At 73.5% G+C, this 20751-nt stretch carries 18 protein-coding genes; 15 read left to right on the forward strand and 3 right to left on the reverse strand.

The genetic code is table 11. From position 1 onward, the window contains the following. Position 1: 1 nt before the first annotated feature. From ACSMX9_RS29280 to ACSMX9_RS29335, 12 genes are read left to right on the forward strand one after another with little or no spacing between them, the layout of a single operon-like run. On the forward strand, positions 2-1300 hold the full coding sequence (locus ACSMX9_RS29280) for an O-antigen ligase domain-containing protein (RefSeq protein ID WP_445398584.1): 1299 nt from the start codon (positions 2-4) through the stop codon (positions 1298-1300). 2 nt (positions 1301-1302) lie between these two features. Continuing rightward, positions 1303-2577 carry a glycosyltransferase family 4 protein gene (locus tag ACSMX9_RS29285; protein ID WP_445398586.1) on the forward strand — a complete coding sequence of 425 codons (1275 nt, stop codon included), beginning with the start codon at positions 1303-1305 and terminating at the stop codon, positions 2575-2577. Then, on the forward strand, positions 2574-3809 hold the full coding sequence (locus ACSMX9_RS29290) for a class I SAM-dependent methyltransferase (protein ID WP_445398588.1): 1236 nt from the start codon (positions 2574-2576) through the stop codon (positions 3807-3809). Before ACSMX9_RS29285 ends, ACSMX9_RS29290 begins: the two co-directional genes overlap by 4 nt. Beyond that, positions 3806-4603, forward strand: coding sequence for a glucose-1-phosphate cytidylyltransferase (locus tag ACSMX9_RS29295; RefSeq protein WP_351241872.1), 798 nt, complete (start codon positions 3806-3808; stop codon positions 4601-4603). Before ACSMX9_RS29290 ends, ACSMX9_RS29295 begins: the two co-directional genes overlap by 4 nt. Beyond that, the gene (locus ACSMX9_RS29300) at positions 4600-5247 is read left to right on the forward strand and encodes a PIG-L deacetylase family protein (RefSeq protein ID WP_445398590.1); all 648 of its coding nucleotides are present in this window, start codon (positions 4600-4602) and stop codon (positions 5245-5247) included. The genes ACSMX9_RS29295 and ACSMX9_RS29300 overlap by 4 nt, the downstream gene beginning before the upstream one ends. A 2-nt stretch (positions 5248-5249) precedes the next feature. Then, entirely contained in the window at positions 5250-6275 is a 1026-nt protein-coding gene (locus ACSMX9_RS29305) for an NAD-dependent epimerase/dehydratase family protein (RefSeq protein ID WP_366112969.1), read from the forward strand. Continuing rightward, the gene (locus ACSMX9_RS29310; RefSeq protein ID WP_445398592.1) at positions 6272-7588 is read left to right on the forward strand and encodes a DUF4910 domain-containing protein; all 1317 of its coding nucleotides are present in this window, start codon (positions 6272-6274) and stop codon (positions 7586-7588) included. The genes ACSMX9_RS29305 and ACSMX9_RS29310 overlap by 4 nt, the downstream gene beginning before the upstream one ends. A gap of 5 nt (positions 7589-7593) precedes the next feature. Continuing rightward, positions 7594-8886: a hypothetical protein gene (locus ACSMX9_RS29315; protein ID WP_445403130.1), complete on the forward strand. Its 1293-nt coding sequence runs from the start codon at positions 7594-7596 to the stop codon at positions 8884-8886. Next, positions 8883-9824 (forward strand): glycosyltransferase family 2 protein, encoded by a 942-nt coding sequence (locus ACSMX9_RS29320; RefSeq protein ID WP_445398594.1) that lies wholly within the window; start codon positions 8883-8885, stop codon positions 9822-9824. The genes ACSMX9_RS29315 and ACSMX9_RS29320 overlap by 4 nt, the downstream gene beginning before the upstream one ends. Then, the gene (locus ACSMX9_RS29325; RefSeq protein ID WP_445398596.1) at positions 9821-11050 is read left to right on the forward strand and encodes a polysaccharide pyruvyl transferase family protein; all 1230 of its coding nucleotides are present in this window, start codon (positions 9821-9823) and stop codon (positions 11048-11050) included. The genes ACSMX9_RS29320 and ACSMX9_RS29325 overlap by 4 nt, the downstream gene beginning before the upstream one ends. Next, entirely contained in the window at positions 11047-11598 is a 552-nt protein-coding gene (gene rfbC / locus ACSMX9_RS29330) for a dTDP-4-dehydrorhamnose 3,5-epimerase (RefSeq protein WP_366112973.1), read from the forward strand. Before ACSMX9_RS29325 ends, rfbC begins: the two co-directional genes overlap by 4 nt. Positions 11599-11605: 7 nt before the next feature. Next, positions 11606-12958 (forward strand): glutamate-1-semialdehyde 2,1-aminomutase, encoded by a 1353-nt coding sequence (locus tag ACSMX9_RS29335; protein WP_445398598.1) that lies wholly within the window; start codon positions 11606-11608, stop codon positions 12956-12958. A gap of 7 nt (positions 12959-12965) precedes the next feature. On the opposite strand, the gene ACSMX9_RS29340 is transcribed toward ACSMX9_RS29335, so the two are convergent. Next, entirely contained in the window at positions 12966-13718 is a 753-nt protein-coding gene (locus ACSMX9_RS29340) for a phosphatase PAP2 family protein (protein ID WP_445398600.1), read from the reverse strand. Positions 13719-14113: 395 nt separating this feature from the next. Here ACSMX9_RS29340 and ACSMX9_RS29345 point away from each other — a divergent pair, with 395 nt between their 5' ends. Together ACSMX9_RS29345 and ACSMX9_RS29350 are read left to right on the forward strand one after the other, a co-directional pair. After that, positions 14114-14884 carry a methyltransferase domain-containing protein gene (locus tag ACSMX9_RS29345; RefSeq protein WP_445398602.1) on the forward strand — a complete coding sequence of 257 codons (771 nt, stop codon included), beginning with the start codon at positions 14114-14116 and terminating at the stop codon, positions 14882-14884. A 224-nt stretch (positions 14885-15108) separates the two neighbouring features. Next, a complete protein-coding gene (locus tag ACSMX9_RS29350) occupies positions 15109-16209 on the forward strand; it encodes an IS110 family transposase (RefSeq protein ID WP_445398604.1) in 1101 nt (366 codons plus the stop codon). A 51-nt stretch (positions 16210-16260) separates the two neighbouring features. On the opposite strand, the gene ACSMX9_RS29355 is transcribed toward ACSMX9_RS29350, so the two are convergent. Both ACSMX9_RS29355 and ACSMX9_RS29360 read right to left on the reverse strand, forming a co-directional pair. Further along, the gene (locus ACSMX9_RS29355; RefSeq protein WP_445398606.1) at positions 16261-16626 is read right to left on the reverse strand and encodes a cupin domain-containing protein; all 366 of its coding nucleotides are present in this window, start codon (positions 16624-16626) and stop codon (positions 16261-16263) included. A 46-nt stretch (positions 16627-16672) separates the two neighbouring features. Further along, positions 16673-16996 (reverse strand): hypothetical protein, encoded by a 324-nt coding sequence (locus tag ACSMX9_RS29360; protein WP_366112978.1) that lies wholly within the window; start codon positions 16994-16996, stop codon positions 16673-16675. Between the two features lie 378 nt (positions 16997-17374). Here ACSMX9_RS29360 and ACSMX9_RS29365 point away from each other — a divergent pair, with 378 nt between their 5' ends. Further along, the gene (locus ACSMX9_RS29365; protein WP_445403131.1) at positions 17375-20644 is read left to right on the forward strand and encodes a S8 family serine peptidase; all 3270 of its coding nucleotides are present in this window, start codon (positions 17375-17377) and stop codon (positions 20642-20644) included. The last annotated feature ends 107 nt before the right edge of the window (positions 20645-20751 follow it).

Below are 20751 nucleotides of genomic sequence, written 5' to 3' on the forward strand. Positions count from 1 at the left end.
GGTGGGCCCGGACCTGTGCCGCGGCGCGCCCGCGAGCGGACCGGACGCGGCGGACCCGCCGCAGGACGCCGGCCCGCGCCCCGTGACCCCACCGAAGGCGGTCGGCCTCGCCTGGGGGCTGCTGATCCTCAACACCCTCGGCTCCGCCGGGGCGAAGACCGTCGTCCCGCTGCCCCGCTCCCTGATCCAGATGGTCACGATGGGCGCACTGGTCGCCGCGTTCGCCCTGGCGCTCGCGTGCAACCTCCGGCTGCGCGTGCGCCCCAGCGCCTTCGTCTTCCTGCTCACCCTGCTGCTGGTGCCCAGCCTGATCTCCAGCGTCCAGTTGGAGTCCGGCTTCGGGGCGCTGTTCCGCTGCACCAGGCTGGCCCTCTTCGTCGGCACGCTGTGGCTGCTCAGCCGCTGGTGGGACGGTGGCCTGGAGTTCGTCCGGTACCACGTCCGGTGGTACTTCGCCGTGTTGGTGCTGGTGGCCGCCGGTCTGGTCGTCGCGCCCGGCACGGCCATGCCCGAGTACTACGGCGGGCGGCTGGTGGGCGCGCTGTGGCCGCTCACCCCGCCGCAGATCGGACAGTACGCCGCAGTGATCATCGGGCTCACCGTGCTCCTGCTGCTGGGCCGCCGGGTCACCGGCTCCGGTGCGGCGGTGGTCATCGTGCCCGCGACGGTCCTCCTGGCGATGACCCACACCCGGACGGCGACGGTCGGACTGCTCACCGGACTGGTCGTGGCGATCGGCTCGCTCGTCCTGACCAGCCCTGCCGCCCGCCGCTTCTTCACCCGGGCGGTGGTGTGCGCGGTGGTGGCGGCGGTGGCCTTCAGCTCCGCGCTCCAGGCGTGGTTCCTCCGCGGGCAGAGCCAGGAGAACTTCTCCAACCTCACCGGTCGGGCCAAGGTCTGGGACGCCCTGTTGGCCGCGCCCCGGACGGCCGGGGAGAAGGCGTTCGGCACCGGTCTGGGCGACAAGTCGTTCGACGGACTACCCATCGACAACAGCTGGCTGGCCGTCTACGACGAGCAGGGCCTGCTCGGTGTCGTCCTGGTGGCGGCGATCATCGCCGTGCTGGGCGGCGTCGCCCTGCTCCGGCCGCCCTCGCTGTCGAGGGCCTGCGCGATCTTCCTGATCAGCTACTGCGCGATCTCCTCGTACACGGAGGTCGGGCTCGGCGACGCCTCGGCGTACCTGCTGCACCTGGCGCTGGCCGCCGCGCTGCTCGCGGTGCCCGCCGCGGACGCACCCGACCCGACGGTCGAGACGCCCCCACGACCCATCCCGCGACGGGCCCGGAGGATGACCTGAGCATGCACGTCCTGGTAGTGCACAACCGATACTCCTCGGCACAGCCGAGCGGGGAGAACAGGGTCGTCGACGAGGAGGTGGCGCTGCTGCGCGCGGCCGGCCACCGGGTCGACGCCTTCGAGCGGCGCAGCGACGACATCGCCGCCCGCTCCCTGCCGGCCAAGGTCGCGGTGCCCCTGCTGGTGCCGTGGAACCCGGCCGTCCGCACCGAACTCGCCGCCCGGCTCCGCGCCGAACGGCCGGACGTGGTGCACGTCCACAACGTCTTCCCGCTGCTGTCGCCCGCGGTGCTGGCCGCCTGTGCCGACGCCGACGTCCCCGTCGTCGCCACGTTGCACAACTACGCCCAAGTGTGCCCGCCCGGCACCCTGCACCGCGACGGCCGGCCGTGCACCGAGTGCGCGGGGCCGGCGTTGCCGCTGCCCGCCGTCCGGCACGGCTGCTACCGCGGCTCCCGGTTGGCGACGGTTCCGTTGGCGGTCGGCCTGGCGGTCAACCGACGGCGGTGGTGGTCCGGCGTGGAGCGGTTCTTCTGCATCTCCGCGGCGCAGCGCGACCTCCTGGTGCGCTCCGGGATGCCCACCGAACGGCTGGTGGTGAAGCACAACTTCGTGCCCGACCCGGGTGAGCGTCGCGAGGGCCCGGGCGAGCACCTGCTCTACCTCGGCCGGCTCGCGGAGCCCAAGGGCGTGCGTCTGCTCATGGCCGCGTGGGACCGGCTCGCGGCGGCCGGCGGGGTGGGCGCACCACTGGTGATCGCGGGTGCGGGACCGTTGGAACGGGAAGTGGCCGCCTGGGCGGCGGGCCGGGACGACGCGCGGTACGCCGGCCTCTGGGACCCGGCGGAGTGCCGCGCGGCCGTCGCACGCTCCGTCGCCGTGGTCGCCCCCTCGACGGCCCGGGAGACGTTCGGCCTGGTGGTCGCGGAGGCGATGGCGGCCGGGGTGCCGGCCGTCGCGGCCGACCACGGCGCCTTCGCCGAACTCGTCGAGGACGGGGTGAGCGGGCTGCTGCACCGGCCGGACGGGGTCGACTCGCTGGCGTCCCGGCTGCGTCTGGTCGCGGCCGATCCGGTCCGCAACCAGGAGATGGGCCGGGCGGCCCGGCGCCGGTACGAGCAGGGCTTCAGCCCGGCTGTCGGACTGGAGCGCCTGGAAGAGGGGTACCGCACCGCGATCGCGCTGCGGTCCGGCGGCGTGCACGACACGCCGTCGAGGGGCAACGACAAGGGCCCGCGGCGGGACGCCCGCGCGGGCAGGGATGGGGGAAGCGGATGACAGGATGCCGACTCTGCGGTTCGAAGGCGCTGGTGAGCGTCGTCGATCTCGGAGCGACCCCGCCGTGCGAGAGCTTTCTCGCCGAAGACCAACTGGACCGACCGGAGCCGGCGTACCCGCTGCACCTGCGGGTCTGCACCGACTGCTGGCTCGCGCAGATCCCGCCGCTGATCACCCCGGAGGAGACGTTCACCCAGTACGCGTACTTCTCCTCCTACTCCACCTCCTGGGTGGAGCACGCGGGCGCCTTCGTCGCCGACGCCGTGCAGCGGTTGGACCTCGGCCCCGACGCCTTCGTGGTCGAGGTCGCGAGCAACGACGGATACCTGCTGAAGCACCTGGTGGACCGCAAGGTCCGCTGCCTGGGCATCGAACCGTCGGTGAACGTGGGGGCCGCGGCGAGGGAAGCGGGCGTGCCCACGGTCACCGAGTTCCTGGACCCGGACACCGGTGCCGCGGTCCGCGCCGAGCACGGCCCGGCGGACCTGGTCGTGGCCAACAACGTGTACGCGCACATCCCCGACGTGGTCGGGTTCACCCGGGGGCTGCGCGCCCTGGTCGCCGACGACGGCTGGGTCTCCATCGAGGTGCAGCACCTGCTGACCCTGATCGAGCAGAACCAGTACGACACGATCTACCACGAGCACTTCCAGTACTACACGGTGGCGTCCGCGGCCCGGGCCCTGGCGAGCGGCGGGCTGACGCTCGTGGACGTGGACCTGCTGCCCACGCACGGCGGCTCCATCCGCCTCTGGGCCCGACCGGCCGAAGCCGCCGGCGAACCGACCCGGCGGGTGGCCGAGGCGCTGGACCGGGAGAAGGCCGCGGGGCTCCAGGAACTGTCCGGGTACACCGAGTTCTCCGCCCGGGTGGCGAAGGTGCGCCGGGACCTCCTGAAGTTCCTCATCGAGGCGGCCGAGTGCGGCGAGACAGTCGTCGGCTACGGCGCCCCGGGCAAGGGCAACACCCTGCTCAACCACTGCGGCATCCGCCCCGACCTGCTTCCGTACACGGTCGACCGCAACCCCTACAAGCACGGCAGGTTCACCCCCGGCACCCGCATCCCGATCCTCTCGCCCGAGCAGATCGCCGCAGACCGACCGGACTACGTGCTCGTCCTGCCCTGGAACCTGCGGGACGAACTCGTCGAGCAACTCTCCTTCGTGCACGCCTGGGGCGGCCGGCTGGTCTTCCCCATCCCGGAACTGAGCATTGTCGAGGTCAAGCCATGAAGGTCGTCCTGTTCTGCGGCGGTTACGGGCTGCGCATGCGCAGCGGAGCCTCCGACGACGTGCCCAAGCCGATGGCGATGGTCGGCCCGCGTCCGCTGATCTGGCACGTCATGCGCTACTACGCGCACTACGGGCACACCGAGTTCATCCTGTGCCTCGGCTACGGCGCCCACCACATCAAGGACTTCTTCCTCAACTACGAGGAGACCACGTCCAACGACTTCGTGCTGCGCGGCGGCCGGACCGAACTCCTCTCCACCGACATCTCCTCCTGGACGATCACCTTCGTGCAGACCGGCATCGAGTCGCCGATCGGGGAGCGGCTGCGCCGGGTGCGGCACCACCTGGACGGCGAGGAGATGTTCCTCGCCAACTACGCCGACGTGCTCACCGACGCCCCGCTGCCGGAGATGATCGACCAGTTCGCCCGGCGCGACGCCGGTGCCTCGATGACGGTGGTTCCGCCGCAGTCCTCCTTCCACTGCGTGGAGTTGGGCGAGGACGGACTGGTGGGGGGCATCACCGCGGTCAGCGAACTGCCGCTGTGGGAGAACGGCGGCTACTTCGTGCTGCGGCAGGAGGTCTTCGACCACATCCCCGAGGGCGGCGACCTGGTCGCCGACGGATGCGCCCAACTGGCCAAGCGCGGCAGGCTGGTGGCGTACCAGCACCGCGGCTTCTGGAAGCCCACCGACACCGTCAAGGAACGGGCCGCACTCGACTCCGCCTACGCCCGGGGAGACCGCCCGTGGGCCGTGTGGGAGCGGGCCGGCGCCGAAGCGGGGAACCGGTGATCCGGCTCGGCGCGGGCCGCCTGGCCGGGATCGTCGCGGTGGGCGCGCACTGCGACGACATCGCCATCGGCGCCGGCGGCACCCTGCTGACCCTGTGCCTCGCCCACCCGGGCCTGCGCGTCGACGCGCTGGTGCTCTCCGGCGGCGGCAGCGAGCGGGAACAGGAGGAGCGGGACGCGCTCGCCGCCTTCTGCCCGGGCGCCGACCTGCGGCTGACCGTGCTCAAGCTGACGGACGGCCGGCTCCCCGCCCAGTGGGACGAGGCCAAGACCGCGGTCGAGGAACTGCGGGCCCGCACCGAACCGGACCTCGTGCTGGCCCCGCGCACCGAGGACGCGCACCAGGACCACCGCGGGCTGGCGAAGCTGGTGTCCACCGGGTTCCGCGACCACCTCGTGCTCGGCTACGAGATCGTCAAGTGGGACGGCGACCTCGGCCGTCCGACCGCGTACCAGCCGCTGTCCCCGGAGACCGCCGAACGGAAGGCGGCCCTGCTCCAGGAGCACTACCCCTCGCAACGCCACCGGCCCTGGTACGACCGGGAGGCGTTCCTCGGGCTGGCGCGGATCCGCGGCATCGAATGCCACACCCGCTACGCCGAGGCGTTCGCCGTCACCAAACTCACTCTCGACCTGGGGGAATGAACGTGCGCGTACTACTGACCGGACACCAGGGCTATCTGGGCACCGTGATGGCCCCGGTCCTCGCCGCCGCCGGCCACGAGGTCGTCGGGCTGGACTCCGGCCTGTTCGCCGACTGCGTGCTGGGCCCGGCACCCGCGGACCCGCCGGGGCACCGGGTGGACCTGCGCGACCTCACGGCCGACCACGTGGCCGGGGTGGACGCCGTGATCCACCTGGCCGCGCTCTCCAACGACCCGCTGGGAGCGCTGGCCCCGGACCTCACCTACGACATCAACCACCACGCCTCGGTGCGGCTGGCCCGGCTGGCCCGCGACGCCGGGGTGGGACGCTTCCTGTACGCGTCGACCTGCTCCGTCTACGGTGCCGCCGGCGGCGACGAACTGGTCGCCGAGGACGCCCCGTTGCGTCCGGTGACGCCGTACGCCGAGTCGAAGGTGCGGGTGGAGGACGACCTGCACGCGCTGTCCGACGACGACTTCAGCCCGGTGTACATGCGCAACGCCACCGCCTTCGGCTACTCGCCCCGGCTGCGCGCGGACATCGTGCTCAACAACCTGGTGGGCCACGCGCTCCTGTCCGGCGAGGTGCTGGTGCTCTCCGACGGCACCCCCTGGCGCCCCCTGGTGCACGCCGTCGACATCGCACGGGCCTTTGAAGCCGCCCTGACCGCGCCCCGCGAGGCGGTGCACGACCGGGCCTTCAACATCGGCAGCGAGACCAACAACGTCACGGTCGCCGAGATCGCCGAGCAGGTCGCCGAGGCGGTGGCCGGCTCACGGGTGGTGATCACGGGCGAGACCGGTGCCGATCCGCGGTCGTACCGGGTGGACTTCTCCCGCTTCCGCGCCGCGGTGCCGGGCTTCGACTGCGAGTGGACGGTGAAGCGGGGCGCGCTGGAACTCGCCGACGCCTACCGCGAACACCGGCTGACCCGGGAGGACTTCGAACGCCGCTTCACCCGGCTGGCCGTGCTGCGCGCGGCGGCCGAGGCCGACACCGTCGACGACACCCTGCGGTGGCGCCGATGACCTCGACCGGCGAACGGATGCACGCCCTCGTGGAGCGGTTGTACCCGCTCTGCCGGAGCATCACCGGCGACGGGGTGCGCGCCACCCTGGAGATCATCGGCGAACAGCTCCCGCTCCAGATGCACGAGGTGCCCACCGGCACGCAGGTGCTCGACTGGACGGTGCCCCAGGAATGGAACATCACGGACGCGTACGTCGCCGACGGCGCGGGCAACCGGGTCGTCGACTTCGCCGCGTCCAGCCTGCACGTGCTCGGCTACAGCGTGCCGGTGTCGGCGACCATGCCGCTCGCCGAACTCCGCAACCACCTGCACACCCTGCCGGACCACCCGACCTGGGTGCCGTACCGCACCAGCTACTACCGGCCGGAGTGGGGGTTCTGCCTGTCCCAGGAGACCCTGGACGCACTGCCGGACGGCGAGTACGAGGTGCGCATCGACTCCACGCTCGCCGACGGCCACCTCACCTACGCCGAACACGTGGTCCCCGGGCAGGTCCCCGACGAGGTGCTCGTCTCCTGCCACGTCTGCCACCCCTCGCTGGCCAACGACAACCTGGCCGGCATCGCGGTGGCGACCCAACTGGCCCGCGAACTGGCCGAGGGCACCCCCTGGTACACCTACCGGTTCCTGTTCGCACCCGGCACCATCGGGGCGATCACCTGGCTGGCCCGCAACGAGGAGCGGGTGGGCCGGGCGTCCCCGGTGCCGGGGGAGGGGCCGCGGACCGGGGGGAGGGTCGCGCACGGACTGGTGCTGGCCTGCGCCGGCGACCGGGGCCAGGTGACCTACAAGCAGAGCAGACGCGGCGACGCGGAGATCGACCGGGTGATGCGGCACGTGCTCCGCACCTCCGAACGGCCCCACCGCATCAACGAGTTCACCCCGTACGGCTACGACGAGCGGCAGTTCTGTTCGCCCGGGTTCGACCTCGGGGTGGGCTCCCTCACCCGGACCCCGTACGCCGGCTACCCCGAGTACCACACCTCCGCGGACAACCCGGACTTCGTCTCCCCGGAGGCGATGGCGGACACCCTCGCCGTCTGCCGCGAAGCGTGCGCGGTACTGGACCGCAACCGGCGCTACCTCAACCTCAGCCCCCACGGCGAACCCCAGCTCGGCCGGCGCGGGCTGTACGCCTCGCTCGGCGGCCGGAGCGACGCCCGGCAGGCCCAGATGGCCATGCTCTGGGTGCTGAACCTCTCCGACGGCGAGCACGACCTGCTGGACGTCGCCGAGCGGTCCGGGCTGCCGTTCGACACCGTCGCCGCCGCGGCCGACGCCCTGCACGGCGCCGGGCTGATCAAGACGTGAGCTCGATGACCACCGAGGGGGAGGAGACGACGGCCGCCGCCCGGCCCACCGCCCGGCGGGCCCTCGTCGGCCGGCTGTCCTGGGGACTGGCCGACCAGGCGGTGTGCAGCATGACCAACTTCGCGGTGGGCATCTACGTGGCCCGCTCGCTGGGGTTGACCGCGTTCGGCGTGTTCAGCCTGGCCTGGGTCACCTACGGCGTGGTGCTCGGCGTCTCCCGCGGAGTGGCCACCGACCCGCTGATGGTCCGCTTCAGCGGCGTGCCGGACGCCAGCTGGCGCATGGCGGCGGCCCGGTCCTCGGGCACCGCGCTCGGGGTCGGCGCCGTCGTCGGCGCCGTCTGCCTGGTGGTCGGGCTGGGCGTGGGCGGCCGGGTGGGGCTCGCGTTCGCGGCGCTCGGCGTCGTCCTACCCGGCCTGCTCCTCCAGGACGCCTGGCGGTTCTCGTTCTTCGCCGCCGGCACCGGGCGCAAGGCGTTCGTCAACGACCTCCTGGGCGGCATCGCCCTGGTCCCGGCCATGGTGGCGGCCGACCACCTGGGCAGCGTGACCGCCTTCGTGCTGGCCTGGGGCGCGGCCGCCTCGGTCGCCGCCGGCTACGGCTGGCTCCAGTCCGGCATCCGACCCCGACCGGCCGGGGCACGCGCCTGGCTCCGCGACCACCGCGACCTCGGCTACCGGTACCTGGTCGAGAACGTCGGGGTCAGCGGCGCCGCCCAACTGCGGGGGTACGGCCTCGGCGCGATCGTCGGAGTCAGCGCGGTGGGGGTGGTCCGGGGCGCCGAACTCCTGCTCGGCCCGTTCCTCGCCGTGCTGATGGGCCTGTCGCTGGTCACCGTCGCGGAGGCGGCCCGGGTGCTGCGACGGGCCCCGCACCGGCTGCGCGCCTTCTGCCTCCTGCTCGGCGCCGGACAGGCCGTCGGCGCCCTTCTCTGGGGCGCGGCGCTGCTCCTGGTGCCGGACCGGGTCGGCGCACTCGTGCTCGGCGAGGTCTGGGGCGCCGCCTCGGAGCTCATCGTGCCGGCCGCGCTCGGCGTCGCCGGAGCCGGCCTCGGCGTCGGCGCCGCGGCCGGGCTGCGCGCCCTCGCCGCGGCCCGGCGCAGCCTGCGCTGCCAACTGTTCGCCTCCGCCTGCTACGTCGGCGGCGGCCTCGGCGGAGCGGCCGTGGCCGGCACGGTCGGCTCGGCCTGGGGCGTCGCCGCCGCGACCGTCAGCGGCTCGGCCCTGTGGTGGCTGCACCTGCACGCGGCCCTGCGCGAGCACCACCGGAACACCCTTCGTGAAGTGAGGACACCATGACCCCCCGGCTGAGCATCGGCCTACCCGTCTACAACGGCGAGGAGTACCTCGCCGAGGCGCTCGACGCCCTCCTCGGCCAGACCTACGAGGACTTCGAGCTGGTCGTCTCCGACAACGCCTCGACCGACGGGACCCCGGACATCTGCCGCCGCTACGCCGCGCAGGACCCGCGCATCCGCTACCTGCGGCTGCCCCGCAACATCGGCGCCGCCCCCAACCACAACTACGTGTTCACCCAGTGCCGCGGCGAACTCTTCAAGTGGGCCTCCCACGACGACCTGTACGCCCGCGACCTCCTGCGGAGCTGCGTGGAGGCGCTGGACGAACGACCGGAGGTGATCCTCGCGCACAGCGGCCAGGCGGTCATCGACGGCGACGGCCGGGTGAAGGTCCCCTACGAGTACGGGCTCGCCACCGACTCGCCCCGCGCGCCCGAGCGCTTCCGCAGCATGCTGTTCGAGCCCGGCGGCGACGACTTCTACGGGGTGATGCGCGCCGAGGTGCTGCGCCGGGTGAAACCGCACGACAGCTACCACCACGCGGACCGCACCTTCGTCTCCGAGATCGGCCTGCACGGTCCCTTCCACCAGGTGCCCGAACTGCTGTACTTCCGGCGCGACCACCCCACCCGCGCCGAGCGGGCCAACCCCTCCAAGCGTTCCCGGTGCGTCAACCTGGACCCCCGCAGGGCCGGACTCCTGCACCCGACGCCCCGGCTGCTCGCCGAGTACGTGTGGGGATTCGTCGCCGCGATCCGACGGGCGCCGCTCTCCCCGGCGGACCGCCGCGCCTGCTACCGCCACCTGGCCGCCTGGGCGACCAGCCGGGCACGACCGGGCAGCGGTGAACGGGTCGAGGACCGCGCCCCGGTCGACCCGCACCGGTTCGACGTCTCCATCGACGCCCTCGTCGCCGGCCGCGAGGGGCGGCGGGCATGACCTCCGCGGACGCGACCCCGGTGCGCGTCGGGGTGTTCGGGCTGCTCGGCTCCGGCAACATCGGCAACGACGGGTCGCTGGAGGCGGTGCTCGGCTACCTGCGCGCCGCGCACCCGGACGCGGTGGTCGACGCGCTGTGCGGCGGCCCCGAAGTCGTCACCGCCCGGTACGGGATCCCCGCGACTCGGCTGCACTGGTACCGCGGCGAGTACCGGACCGCGTCGCGGGCGGGCGCGATCGCGGGCAAGGGCCTGGGCAAACTCGTCGACGCCTTCCGCACCGCGGCGTGGGTGCGCCGGCACGACGTGGTGATCGTGCCGGGCATGGGCGTCCTGGAGGCCACCCTGCCCCTGCGGCCGTGGGGCTTCCCGTACGCGCTCTTCCTGCTCTGCGCGAGCGGCCGACTGTTCGGCACTCGCGTCGCGCTGGTCAGCGTCGGCGCCGCCGCCGTCAGCCGCCGGCCCACCCGGGTGCTGATGCGCTGGTCGGCACGGCTGGCCGCCTACCGCTCGTACCGGGACGAGATGTCCCGCGAGGCGATGCGGGCGATGGGCGTGGACACCGCCCGCGACGAGGTCTACCCCGACCTGGCCTTCGCCCTGCCGACACTCCGCGGGGACCGCCCGGACGCACCGGGCCCGGTCTGCGTGGGCGTCATGGCCTTCCACGGGGGCAACGACGACCGCGCCCGGGCCGAGGAGATCCACCGGCGCTACCTGGACGGGACGACCCGCTTCGTCCGGGCGCTGGTGGCGGACGGCCGGCGGGTCCGCTTGCTCACCGGGGACGCGTGCGACGCGCCGGTGGTCGCCGCGATCCTCGACGCGGTCGACTCCCCGCTGGTCACCGCCGCCGAAGCGGGCTCGCTGGCCGACCTGATGAAGGAGGCGGCAGCCGCCGATGCCGTGGTGGCGACCCGGTACCACAACCTGATCTGCGCGCTGAAGGTCGGTACGCCGACGCTCGCACTCAGCTACGCGGCCAAGAGCGACGCGCTCATGGCCCGGATGGGGCTGGACGCCCACCGCCATCCGGCCCGCGAGGTCGACGCCGACCGACTGCTCGAACAGTTCCGGTCGCTGGAGGCGGCGGCGGTGCAGCTGCGGAAGACCCTCACCGAGCGGAACCGGCTCGTCGCCCGGAGCCTCGACCAGCAGTTCACCGCCCTGACCGCGGCCCTCTTCCCGGCGGCCGCACCCACCCACACCCTGAGAGAGGCACCGTGAAAGCGACCGCAGTCCCGGCGATCGACGGCGCGTACCTGTTCGAGCCGACGCCGTACGCCGACGAGCGCGGCTTCTTCTGCCGCACCTTCGACGCCGAAGCGGCCCGCTCCGTCGGCCTCGACCCGGACGCCTTCGTCCAGGACAGCGTGTCCCGCTCGGTGCAGGGGGTGCTGCGCGGACTGCACCTGCGCTCCGGGGCCGGCGAGGCGAAGCTGGTGCGGTGCTCGTACGGCCGGGTCTTCGACGTGGTCGTGGACCTGCGGGCCGATTCGCCGACCTACCGCAACCGGGCCTTCTTCGAACTGTCCGGCGAGACGCAGACGACCCTGTACGTCCCGGCGGGGTGCGCACACGGCTTCCAGGCGCTCACCGAGACCGCCGACGTCTCCTACCGGATCGACCGCGAGCACGATCCGGCCGAGGACGTGACGATCGCCTTCGACGACCCCGAACTCGCCATTCCGTGGCCGCTGCCGGCCACCTCGGTGTCCCCCCGGGACCGTGGGGCCCCGAGCCTCGCCGAGGTCCTGCACCGGCGAGAGAAGTGAGGTCGGCGTGGACGCGGACGAGTTCCACCTGCCCCGGTCCCGACGGGCCAACGAACGGCTGCATGCCGCGATCCCCGGCGGCGCCCACACCTATGCCAAGGGCGACGACCAGTACCCCGAGGACCTGGCCCCGGTCATCAGCCACGGCCGTGGCGCCCACGTCTGGGACGTCGACGGCAACCGCTACGTCGAGTACGGGTCCGGGCTGCGGTCGGTCAGCCTGGGCCATGCCCACCCCCGGGTGCTCGAAGCGGTGCGCCGGGAACTCGACCGCGGCAGCAACTTCGTGCGGCCGTCCCTCGTGGAGGCCGAGGCGGCGGAGCGCTTCCTGGCCACCGTGCCGACCGCCGAGATGGTGAAGTTCGCGAAGAACGGCTCCGACGCCACCACCGCCGCGGTACGCCTCGCCCGCGCCGTCACCGGGCGCCCACGGGTGGCCGTCTGCGGCGACCACCCGTTCTTCTCCGTCGACGACTGGTTCATCGGCACCACCCCGATGGACGCCGGCATCCCGGCGACGACCACCGAGCTCACCGTGGCCTTCCCCTACGGGGACCTGGTGGCCACCGAGGAACTCCTCAGCCGGTACCGGGGCGAGATCGCCTGCCTGATCCTCGAACCCACCGGACACACCGAGCCACCGCCCCGTGCGAACGGCGCCGACCCCGCCCCCGGGTACCTGGCCGGCCTGCGCGAACTGGCCGACCGGCACGGCTGCGTCCTGGTCTTCGACGAGATGATCACCGGCCTCCGCTGGTCCGAAGCGGGCGCCCAGGGCCTGTACGGGGTGGTCCCCGACCTCTCCACCTTCGGCAAGGCGCTCGGCAACGGCTTCGCCGTCTCCGCGCTGGCCGGCCGCCGGGAGCTCATGGAACGGGGCGGGCTGCGCCACGCCCACGACCGGGTGTTCCTGCTGTCCACCACGCACGGTGCGGAAACGCACTCGCTGGCCGCCGCGATGGCCGTGCTCACCACCTACGTCGAGGAGGGGATCACCGCGCGGCTGCACGCCCTCGGCGAGCGGCTGGCCACCGGTGTCCGCGAGGCCGCCGCCGGCGCGGGCGTCGGCGACCACCTCGTGGTCCGGGGCCGGGCCAGCAACCTGGTCTTCGCCACCCTCGACGAGAACCGGCAGCCCTCGCAGCCCTACCGCACCCTGTTCCTGCGACAACTCCTCGCGGGCGGGGTGCTCGCCCCGTCGTTCGTGGTGAGCAGCGCGCTCACCGACGCCGACATCGACCACACCGTCGACACCGTGGCCCGGGCGTGCGCGGTCTACCGGAAGGCACTGGACGCCGACGACCCCGCCCCCTGGACGGGCGGGCGGCCGGTGCGGCCCGTCTTCCGCCGCCGGGCCTGACGCACCGTCACCGGCGCTCCCGCCGCCCGGCGGGAGCCGCCCGGTCGACCAGCCACGCGGTCGCCGGAACCACCGCCAGCGCCGTGCACCAGCCGCCGAGGGCGTCGGTGGGATAGTGCGCGCCCAGAGCGACCTGCGCCCAGCCCATGGCGCCGCCGGCGACCAGCGCCGCGGCGAGCACCCAGGAGAGGCCGACCGCCCTCCCCGGAGCGAGCCGTCCGACCAGCAGCAGGGCCAGGACGAGGGCGAACGCGGTCAGGAAGGCGGTGTGCCCGCTCGGGTAGGCCAGGTGGCCGTCATGGATGGTGCGCCCCACCAGGGGCTTCAGCAGCTTCGTGGTCACCACGGCGGTGCCGGTGCCGACCACGACGAGCGCCGCGGCACGAGGCCGCCGAAGCCGCAGACAGCCCACCACGGCGACCAGGACCAGCGCCGCCGCCCCCAGGGGTTCCCCCAGGAAGTCGGTGGCCAGGGCGACGCGCCGCCACGAGGGCCCCAGGCCCTCCGCCGCCGGCCACCACCACGCGTCCACCCCGCCGGGCCGGTCGTGACCGGCGTACCGGACCCCGAGCGCCCCGACCACCAGTGCGGCCAGCACCGCGACCGCACCGAGCCGGGTGCGCAGCGAGGGCGGGAGCACCGGTCCACCCGCCCCCGCGGTCCGGCGGCGGTCCGCGGGGGCGGATGGACCGCCCTCCGGGTCACGACCGTTCGAGGCGGGAGGAGGGGGCGTCCCCTGCTCCGACCGTTGGGCAGCCATGAAGCAGCGGCCTCCTGTATCGCTCCGGCCGGGCGGTCCGGTACCCGTGCCGGGCGCCGGTGGACCCGTCGCCGGCCCGTGTCCCGGTACCCGCTCCCCGTGGTGGGGCCCTTCGGGTCCGAACACGGGTCGCACGGACGGTCGTTGGACCCGGGTCAGTTCCTTCGCGTCACCCTAGCCAACGTTCCCCTCGTGGCAACACCACCGAAAGGGTGCCGTTTCGGACCGAACGTGTCGACATGGTGCCTCTCCCGTAGGGGACTTGAGGGAACGCGCCAGCGCCACGGGGACCGGAAGCGGTCGACCGTGCGGCGGATTGCCCGTCCCGCCCGCGGGTGGCCGTCCGCGAACCTATGCTGGCACCGAAGGCACGGGACGACCGGGGGGAGCGTTTCATGAGGGCAGTGGACAGGGGCACGGCAGCGGCGAGGGCGGCGGTCAAACGGCTCATCGGCCGTACCGGCTTCGACGTCGTGCGCAGCACCAACAACCGCGGGGGCGTCGACGACTTCCTCCCCTTCGAGGCGACGATGAGGGCCGCCCGGGCGTCCGGCCTGTCGGTGGGCGACCACATCGACGAGGTCATGAACGGAACGCCCGGCGCCACCCAGTCCACCGTCGACGAACTGCGCACCCTCGGCGTCTACGCCGCGAAGCCCGACACGGTGCTGGAGATCGGCCCCGGTTCCGGGCGGTACCTGGAGAAGACGCTGAAGGAGTGCTCGCCGAGCCGCTACGAGATCTACGAGACCGCCGCGCCCTGGGCCGCACACCTGGTGGACACCTTCGGCGTGGTGGCCCGGCCGACCGAGGGGAGCAGCCTCGCCCCGACACCGGACGGCAGCGTCGACCTCGTCCAGGCCCACAAGGTCTTCAACACCGTGACCTTCCTCTGCGCCGCCCGCTACTTCCTCGAAATGGCCCGGGTGACCCGGCCCGGCGGCCGGATCGTCTTCGACGTGATGACGGAGACCTGCCTGGACCCGGCCGCGGTGCACGCCTGGGCGGCCCGGGGCGGCGCGGGCCACGACTCCTACCCGGCGGCCCTGCCGCGTCAGACGTGCGTCGACCTCTTCGAGAGCCTCGGATGCGGCCTGGAGGCCAGCTTCCTGGCGCCCATGGGCATCGGCTCCACGGAGGTGCTCGTCTTCGCGAAGGGGGACTGACAGTGAGGATGTGACGTGGCTTCTCCGCTGGGTCTGACTCACGGACTGACCGACGCCGACTGGCTGTCCTTTGCGGGATTCGTCGGCCCGCGCGGAGGAGCCACCGCACGCGACCGGACGGGCGCCCGTGACCTTATAGGAGCTTGGTCAAGAAGCCCCGCCACTGTCTTGTCCGCCCGCCTGGCCGGCGCGTGCCGCCTACCGGGATCAGCGAGAGGACGGCAGTGACCAGCATGACGGACCAGGCCCTGGAAGTCACAGGGGGTGTGGACACGCACGGCGAGACCCACCACGCGGCCGTGATCGATCGGCTCGGCCGCCACCTGGCCGACCGCGAGTTCCCCGCCACCGGTGCCGGATACCGGCAACTGCTGGCCTGGCTGCGCTCGTTTGGGCACGTCACCCGGGTCGGGGTGGAGGGCACCGGCGCCTACGGCGCTGAGCTCGCCCGCACCCTGGGCCGGGCCGGGCTGACGGTGATCGAGGTCGACCGCCCGGACCGCAAGACGCGCCGGATGAAGGGCAAGTCCGACCCGATCGACGCCTACGCCGCCGCCGAGGCGGTGGCCTCCGGCCGGGCCAGCGGCACTCCCAAGACCCGGGACGGCATCGTGGAAGCGGTCCGCGCGCTGCGGGTGGTGCGCCGATCGGCGGTCAAGTCCCGCACTCAGGCTGTCAACCAGGCCCGGCAGCTGCTGGTTACCGCACCTGAAGCCCTGCGCGCCCAGCTGCGCGGACTGTCGACCGCCGCCCTGGCCAGGGCATGCGCCCGGCTCCGACCTGGCGACGACCTCACCGACCCCGCCCACGCGGTCAAGGCCGCCCTGCGCCGCCTGGGCAAACGCATCCTGGCGCTGACCGAGGAGGCCGACGAGCTGCAGGCCGAGCTGAAGACCCTCACCGCCCAGGCCGCCCCGGACCTGCTGGCCCTCAAGGGCGTAGGCACGGACGTGGCCGGACAGCTCCTGGCCACCGTCGGCGACAACCCTGACCGGCTACGCTCCGAGGCCGCCTTCGCCCACCTGTGCGGGGTGGCACCGATACCAGCCTCGTCCGGCCGCCGGGACCGGCACCGCCTCAACCGCGGCGGCGACCGCGCCGCCAACCATGCCCTGCACACCATCGTGCTGTGCCGCATGCGCTGGGACGAACGCACCCGCGCCTACGTCGCACGGCGTACCGCCGACGGACTCGCGACCAAGGACATCATGCGCTGCCTGAAACGACATGTTGCCCGCGAGGTCTACCGCGTCCTGATGCGGTCGATCCGGACCACCGACACCAACCCGCAAACCACTCAAAGCGACCTCACTGAAGCCGCTTGACATCCATAGGAGCATCCCGAGGGAGGCTTCCGCGCGGCGGCGGGGCCCGGCTCAAGCGGGCTTGGCGTAGTCCCCGTATCCGGTCCAGTCCAGTGCCACGCAGGCTTCGTCGCCGATCACCCAGGCGTCGTGACCGGGCGACACCTCGATGAAGTCGCCCGCAGCGGCTTCGGCGCTCTCCCCGTCGTCCATGACGATCTTCAGACGGCCACTGACCACGTAGCCGGTGTGGGCCGACCGGCAGCTGTCGGTCCCCGCCAGCGGTTTGACGTGCTCCGACCAGCGCCAGCCCGGTTGGAAGACGGCCAGGCCGACGGGGCCGCCGGCCGTGTGCAGCAGGTCCAACCTGCCCTTGCCCTCTTCGAACGGCCGTGTTTCGTCCGCAGCATCGAAGTTACGGATCACCAGCCCAGCCATGGTCACTCGCCTCCCGGAGTGGAGCGGCCCCGAGTCCTCTACCAGCCTAGTCCGGTGCACGGCGAAGGCCCAGGTGACGCTCGGAACCGGACGCCTCGCGAAGGGTGCGCGCCCCGGCCCGGAACGTCGCCAGACCGGCGTCGAAGTCGAGGGCCGAGCCCACGAAGAGAACGCTCCCGTCGGGAGCGACGTAGACCTTGCCGCCCCCGCGGACGGCGTGCACCAGACAGATGCCCAGGCCCTCGGGAAGTCGGACGGTGGTCAGCGCCGGCGCCTCCGCGCGGCCGACGAAGAGGGCGCGGCCGATCTCGACCAGTCGGTCCTCGTCGAGGGCGTCGGCGGGCGGGCGGGGGCTCGCAGGGTTCGTCAAGGCGCCTTCCTCGGGTCGGAGCGTGCCGCGGCCGGGCCCGGGCAGCTCGTCCGGTGCGGCGGGGGAACGGCCGTCATCATCCGTCCGAGGGTAGCCCGTGCGCCCGCGTCCGCAGCGGATGCGTCCTCGTCGGAACGACGGTGATCGCCGCAACTCGCCTGCCCCGGAACGCTGTTACACAACGATCATTGAGTGCGTCGAAACGGCCTGGGCATACTGCGCGGGTTACCGGGGCGTACACCCATCGAGGGCGCCCCCCAGGGGCGGGCCCCCGCCCGCCCCCTTCACTCCTGAGCAGGGGGAATCTTGCGCACACCAGCAAAGAGGGCGTGCCCGGCCGTTGTTGCCGCCGGGTGCGTCGTGGCCCTGACGGCGGGCATGACCGGCCCGGCGTCGGCCGCCGAGGCCGGTCCGGGGCCGGGCCCGTCGGCGGCGGCGAAGCGCCTCGCCGACGGGGCCGGAACCGTCCGCACCGTCACCCTGATCACCGGCGACCGGGTCCGCGTGGACGCGCGGGGCCGTGTCGGCGGCATCCAACGGGCCGACGGCCGCGAGGACATGCCCTTCTTCACCCAGGTCCACGACGGCCGCACCTACGTGGTGCCGCGGGACGCCCGGCGGTTGATCGCGGACGGCACCTTGGACCGGCGGCTGTTCGACGTCACCGAACTGACGAGGCCGGAGACCCGCAGGGCCCACCGGGCGGGACTCAAGGTGATCGTCGGCTACCGGGGCGGCGCCGCCGACGCCGCCCGTGCGGGGGTGCGGTCCGCCGAGGGCACCACCGTCCGCCGGACCCTCTCCGCCCTCGACGCGGACGCCGTCACCAGCGCCACCGACAGCACCGGGGCGTTGTGGGACGCCCTGACCCGTCCGACCCGCGACGGTTCGGCGGCCAGGACCTCCGGCATCGCCCGGATCTGGCTGGACGGGGTGCGCAAGGCGTCGCTCGACCGCAGCACCGGGCGGATCGGCGCGCCGTCCGCCTGGGCCCGCTCGTACGACGGCACCGGGGTGAAGATCGCCGTCGTGGACACCGGGATCGACGCCACCCATCCGGACCTCGCGGGACGGGTGGTGGCGGAGCGGAACTTCAGCAGGTCCCCGGACGCCCGCGACCGTGACGGGCACGGAACGCACGTGGCCTCCGTCGCCGCCGGCAGCGGAACGAAGGACGGCAGGTTCAAGGGGGTCGCCCCCGGAGCCCAGCTGATCAGCGCCAAGGTGCTGGACGACCGGGGCGAGGGGGAGGACTCGGGCATCCTGGCCGGGGTCGACTGGGCCGTGGCCCAGGGCGCCGACATCGTCAACATGAGCCTGGGCAGCCCCGACACGCCGGGCATCGACCCGACCGAAGCCCAGATCAACAAGCTCTCCGCGGAGAAGGGCGTCCTGTTCGCCGTCGCCGCCGGCAACAGCGGCCCGGGCCGGTCCACGGTGGCCTCCCCGGGCAGCGCCGACGCCGCGCTGACCGTCGGTGCGGTCGACGACAACGATCTGACTGCCGACTTCTCCGCGGTGGGGCCGCGCACCGGCGACCACGCGATCAAGCCGGACGTCACCGCGCCGGGCGTCGGGATCACGGCGGCGGCCGCCGAGGGCACCGGCGGACAGTACCCGCCCGGGTACGTCAGCAAGGACGGCACGTCCATGGCGACCCCGCACGTCGCGGGCGCCGCGGCGCTCCTGAAGCAGAAGAACCCCACCTGGACGGGCGCCCGGCTCAAGGCGGTGCTCACGGCCTCCGCCCAGGGCGGTGCCTCCTCGGTGTTCCACCAGGGCGCGGGTCGCATCGCGGTCGACCGGGCGATCGACCAGACGGTCGTCGCCGAGCCCGGCTCGATCGACCTGGGCGTCCAACACTGGCCCCACCAGGACGACACGCCCGTCACCCGGCAGGTGACGTACCGCAACGGCGGCACCACCGACGTGGTGCTGGACCTGGCGTTGGCGGCGCCCACCGGAGGCGACGGACAGCCGGCCCCCGCCGGCTTCTTCACCCTGGGGACCCCGCGCGTCACGGTTCCGGCGGGCGGCACCGCCGCCGTGGAGCTGACGGCCGACACCCGGATCGGCGGTGCCGTCGACGGCTCGTACACGACGACCGTCGTCGCCTCCGGCGGCGGCCAGACCGTCCGGACCGCGGCCGCGGTGGAACGCGAGGGCGAGTCGTACGACGTCACCTTCGAGACCTTCGGGCGCGACGGCGCTCCGGGCACCGGCTGGCAGGCGGAACTGCTGGGCTACGCGGGCGCCGCCACCGACCGCCGTTTCCTGCCCGACCTCTCGTCCGGCTCCACCACGATACGGATGCCGCGCGGCACCTACGCCCTCGCGGCCAACCTGCTGGTCGATCCCGCCGCTCCGGCCAAGGGAGCCGATCTGATCGACAACCCGCAGTTCTCCGTGACCGGCCCCACGACCGTCACCCTCGACGCCCGCACCACCAAGCCGGTGACGATCACGGTGCCGGACCCGGCCGCGCGTCCGACGCGGGCGGGCATGCTGTACGTGCTGGAGACGAACGGGACGGCCTTCCTCCAGGGCGGCGAGTTCACCAGCTTCGACAACCTCCGCACCGCCTACCAGGGTCCGCAGCGGCTCGACGGAACGCTCCGGCAGTCCTGGTCCGGTCACTGGGCCCGGGGCGCCGACGAGTACTACGTCCTCACCGGCGGCCCGGTGCAGCGCCTCGCCGACGGGTACCACCGGACCTTCGCGGCCGGGGACCTCGCCCTGGTGAAGGCGGGCATCGGCGCCTCGGGGCCCGGAGCCCAGGGCGCCCTCGCCGCGCACGGCGAACTGCCCGGCGGTTCCGGCGTGGTATCGGCCTTCCGGGTGCAGCCGGCGCCGGGCACCCGCAACGTGCACCTGTCCACGGACGACGGGGCGGCCTGGCAGATCGAGGCGGGGGTGCTGGGGGAGCCGGACGCCCAGGGGTTCCGGTCCTTCGACGCGGCCTACGGCACCGTCTCGCGCCGGTACGCGGCGGGCAGCACGCGCACCGAGGACTTCCACGCCGGTGTGCTGGGCCCGCAGATGGACGCCGGCAGCGGAATCGTGCGCGACGGCGACCAGTTGTACGGCTCGCTGACGCTCGCCGGTGACGGTGCGGGGCACCTCGGCTTCGCCCGGTACACCAGCGCGAGCACCACCATCCACCGCAACGGCGTGCTGTACGCGCAGGAGGACGCGGCCGTCGACGCGCGGACGTTCGCGCTGCCCCCGGAGGCCGCCGCGTACACGGTGTCCACCACGGTCCGGCGCAACCCCGCCCTCCACCGTGCCGGCACCCGGATCGACGCCTCGTGGACCTTCACCTCGGCCCGCACCGACGCCCCGACGATGCTGCCGGTGTCCACGGTCCGCTTCCGCCCGGAGCTCGCACTGGACTCCACCGTCCCCGCGGGCGGCAGGGTGCGCGTTCCGGTCGTGGTGCAGGGCGCGGCGGCCGGCGCCGGCCTGAAGAAGCTCCGGGTCTCGGTGTCCTACGACGGCAAGAAGTGGCAGTCCGCCCCGGTCAGCGCGGACGAGGTCATCGTGCGGGCACCTGCGGGGGGCAGGGCGGTGTCGCTGCGGGCCGTGGTCACCGACACCCGGGGCAACCGGTCGACGGTCACGCTCCACGACGCCTTCCTCGGTAGGTAGCCCCCCGTCGGGCACGCCCCGGCGGCCCGTGTGACGGGTGCACCGGCCGGGCAGCCCCGGGGGCCGGCTTCCACAACGGAAGCCGGCCCCCACTTGCGGTGACGTTT

This window comes from Streptomyces sp. LE64 (assembly GCF_052606915.1).

What these genes read in the sequence shown, in the direction of transcription:
- ACSMX9_RS29325 (WP_445398596.1), top strand. Translation starts at nt 9,821, where the DNA reads ATGACCTCCGCGGACGCGACCCCGGTGCGCGTCGGGGTGTTCGGGCTG.
- ACSMX9_RS29340 (WP_445398600.1), bottom strand. Translation starts at nt 13,718, where the DNA reads ATGGCTGCCCAACGGTCGGAGCAGGGGACGCCCCCTCCTCCCGCCTCG.
- ACSMX9_RS29295 (WP_351241872.1), top strand. Translation starts at nt 3,806, where the DNA reads ATGAAGGTCGTCCTGTTCTGCGGCGGTTACGGGCTGCGCATGCGCAGC.
- ACSMX9_RS29315 (WP_445403130.1), top strand. Translation starts at nt 7,594, where the DNA reads ATGACCACCGAGGGGGAGGAGACGACGGCCGCCGCCCGGCCCACCGCC.
- ACSMX9_RS29345 (WP_445398602.1), top strand. Translation starts at nt 14,114, where the DNA reads ATGAGGGCAGTGGACAGGGGCACGGCAGCGGCGAGGGCGGCGGTCAAA.
- ACSMX9_RS29285 (WP_445398586.1), top strand. Translation starts at nt 1,303, where the DNA reads ATGCACGTCCTGGTAGTGCACAACCGATACTCCTCGGCACAGCCGAGC.
- ACSMX9_RS29290 (WP_445398588.1), top strand. Translation starts at nt 2,574, where the DNA reads ATGACAGGATGCCGACTCTGCGGTTCGAAGGCGCTGGTGAGCGTCGTC.
- ACSMX9_RS29320 (WP_445398594.1), top strand. Translation starts at nt 8,883, where the DNA reads ATGACCCCCCGGCTGAGCATCGGCCTACCCGTCTACAACGGCGAGGAG.
- ACSMX9_RS29365 (WP_445403131.1), top strand. Translation starts at nt 17,375, where the DNA reads ATGACCGGCCCGGCGTCGGCCGCCGAGGCCGGTCCGGGGCCGGGCCCG.
- ACSMX9_RS29310 (WP_445398592.1), top strand. Translation starts at nt 6,272, where the DNA reads ATGACCTCGACCGGCGAACGGATGCACGCCCTCGTGGAGCGGTTGTAC.
- ACSMX9_RS29355 (WP_445398606.1), bottom strand. Translation starts at nt 16,626, where the DNA reads ATGGCTGGGCTGGTGATCCGTAACTTCGATGCTGCGGACGAAACACGG.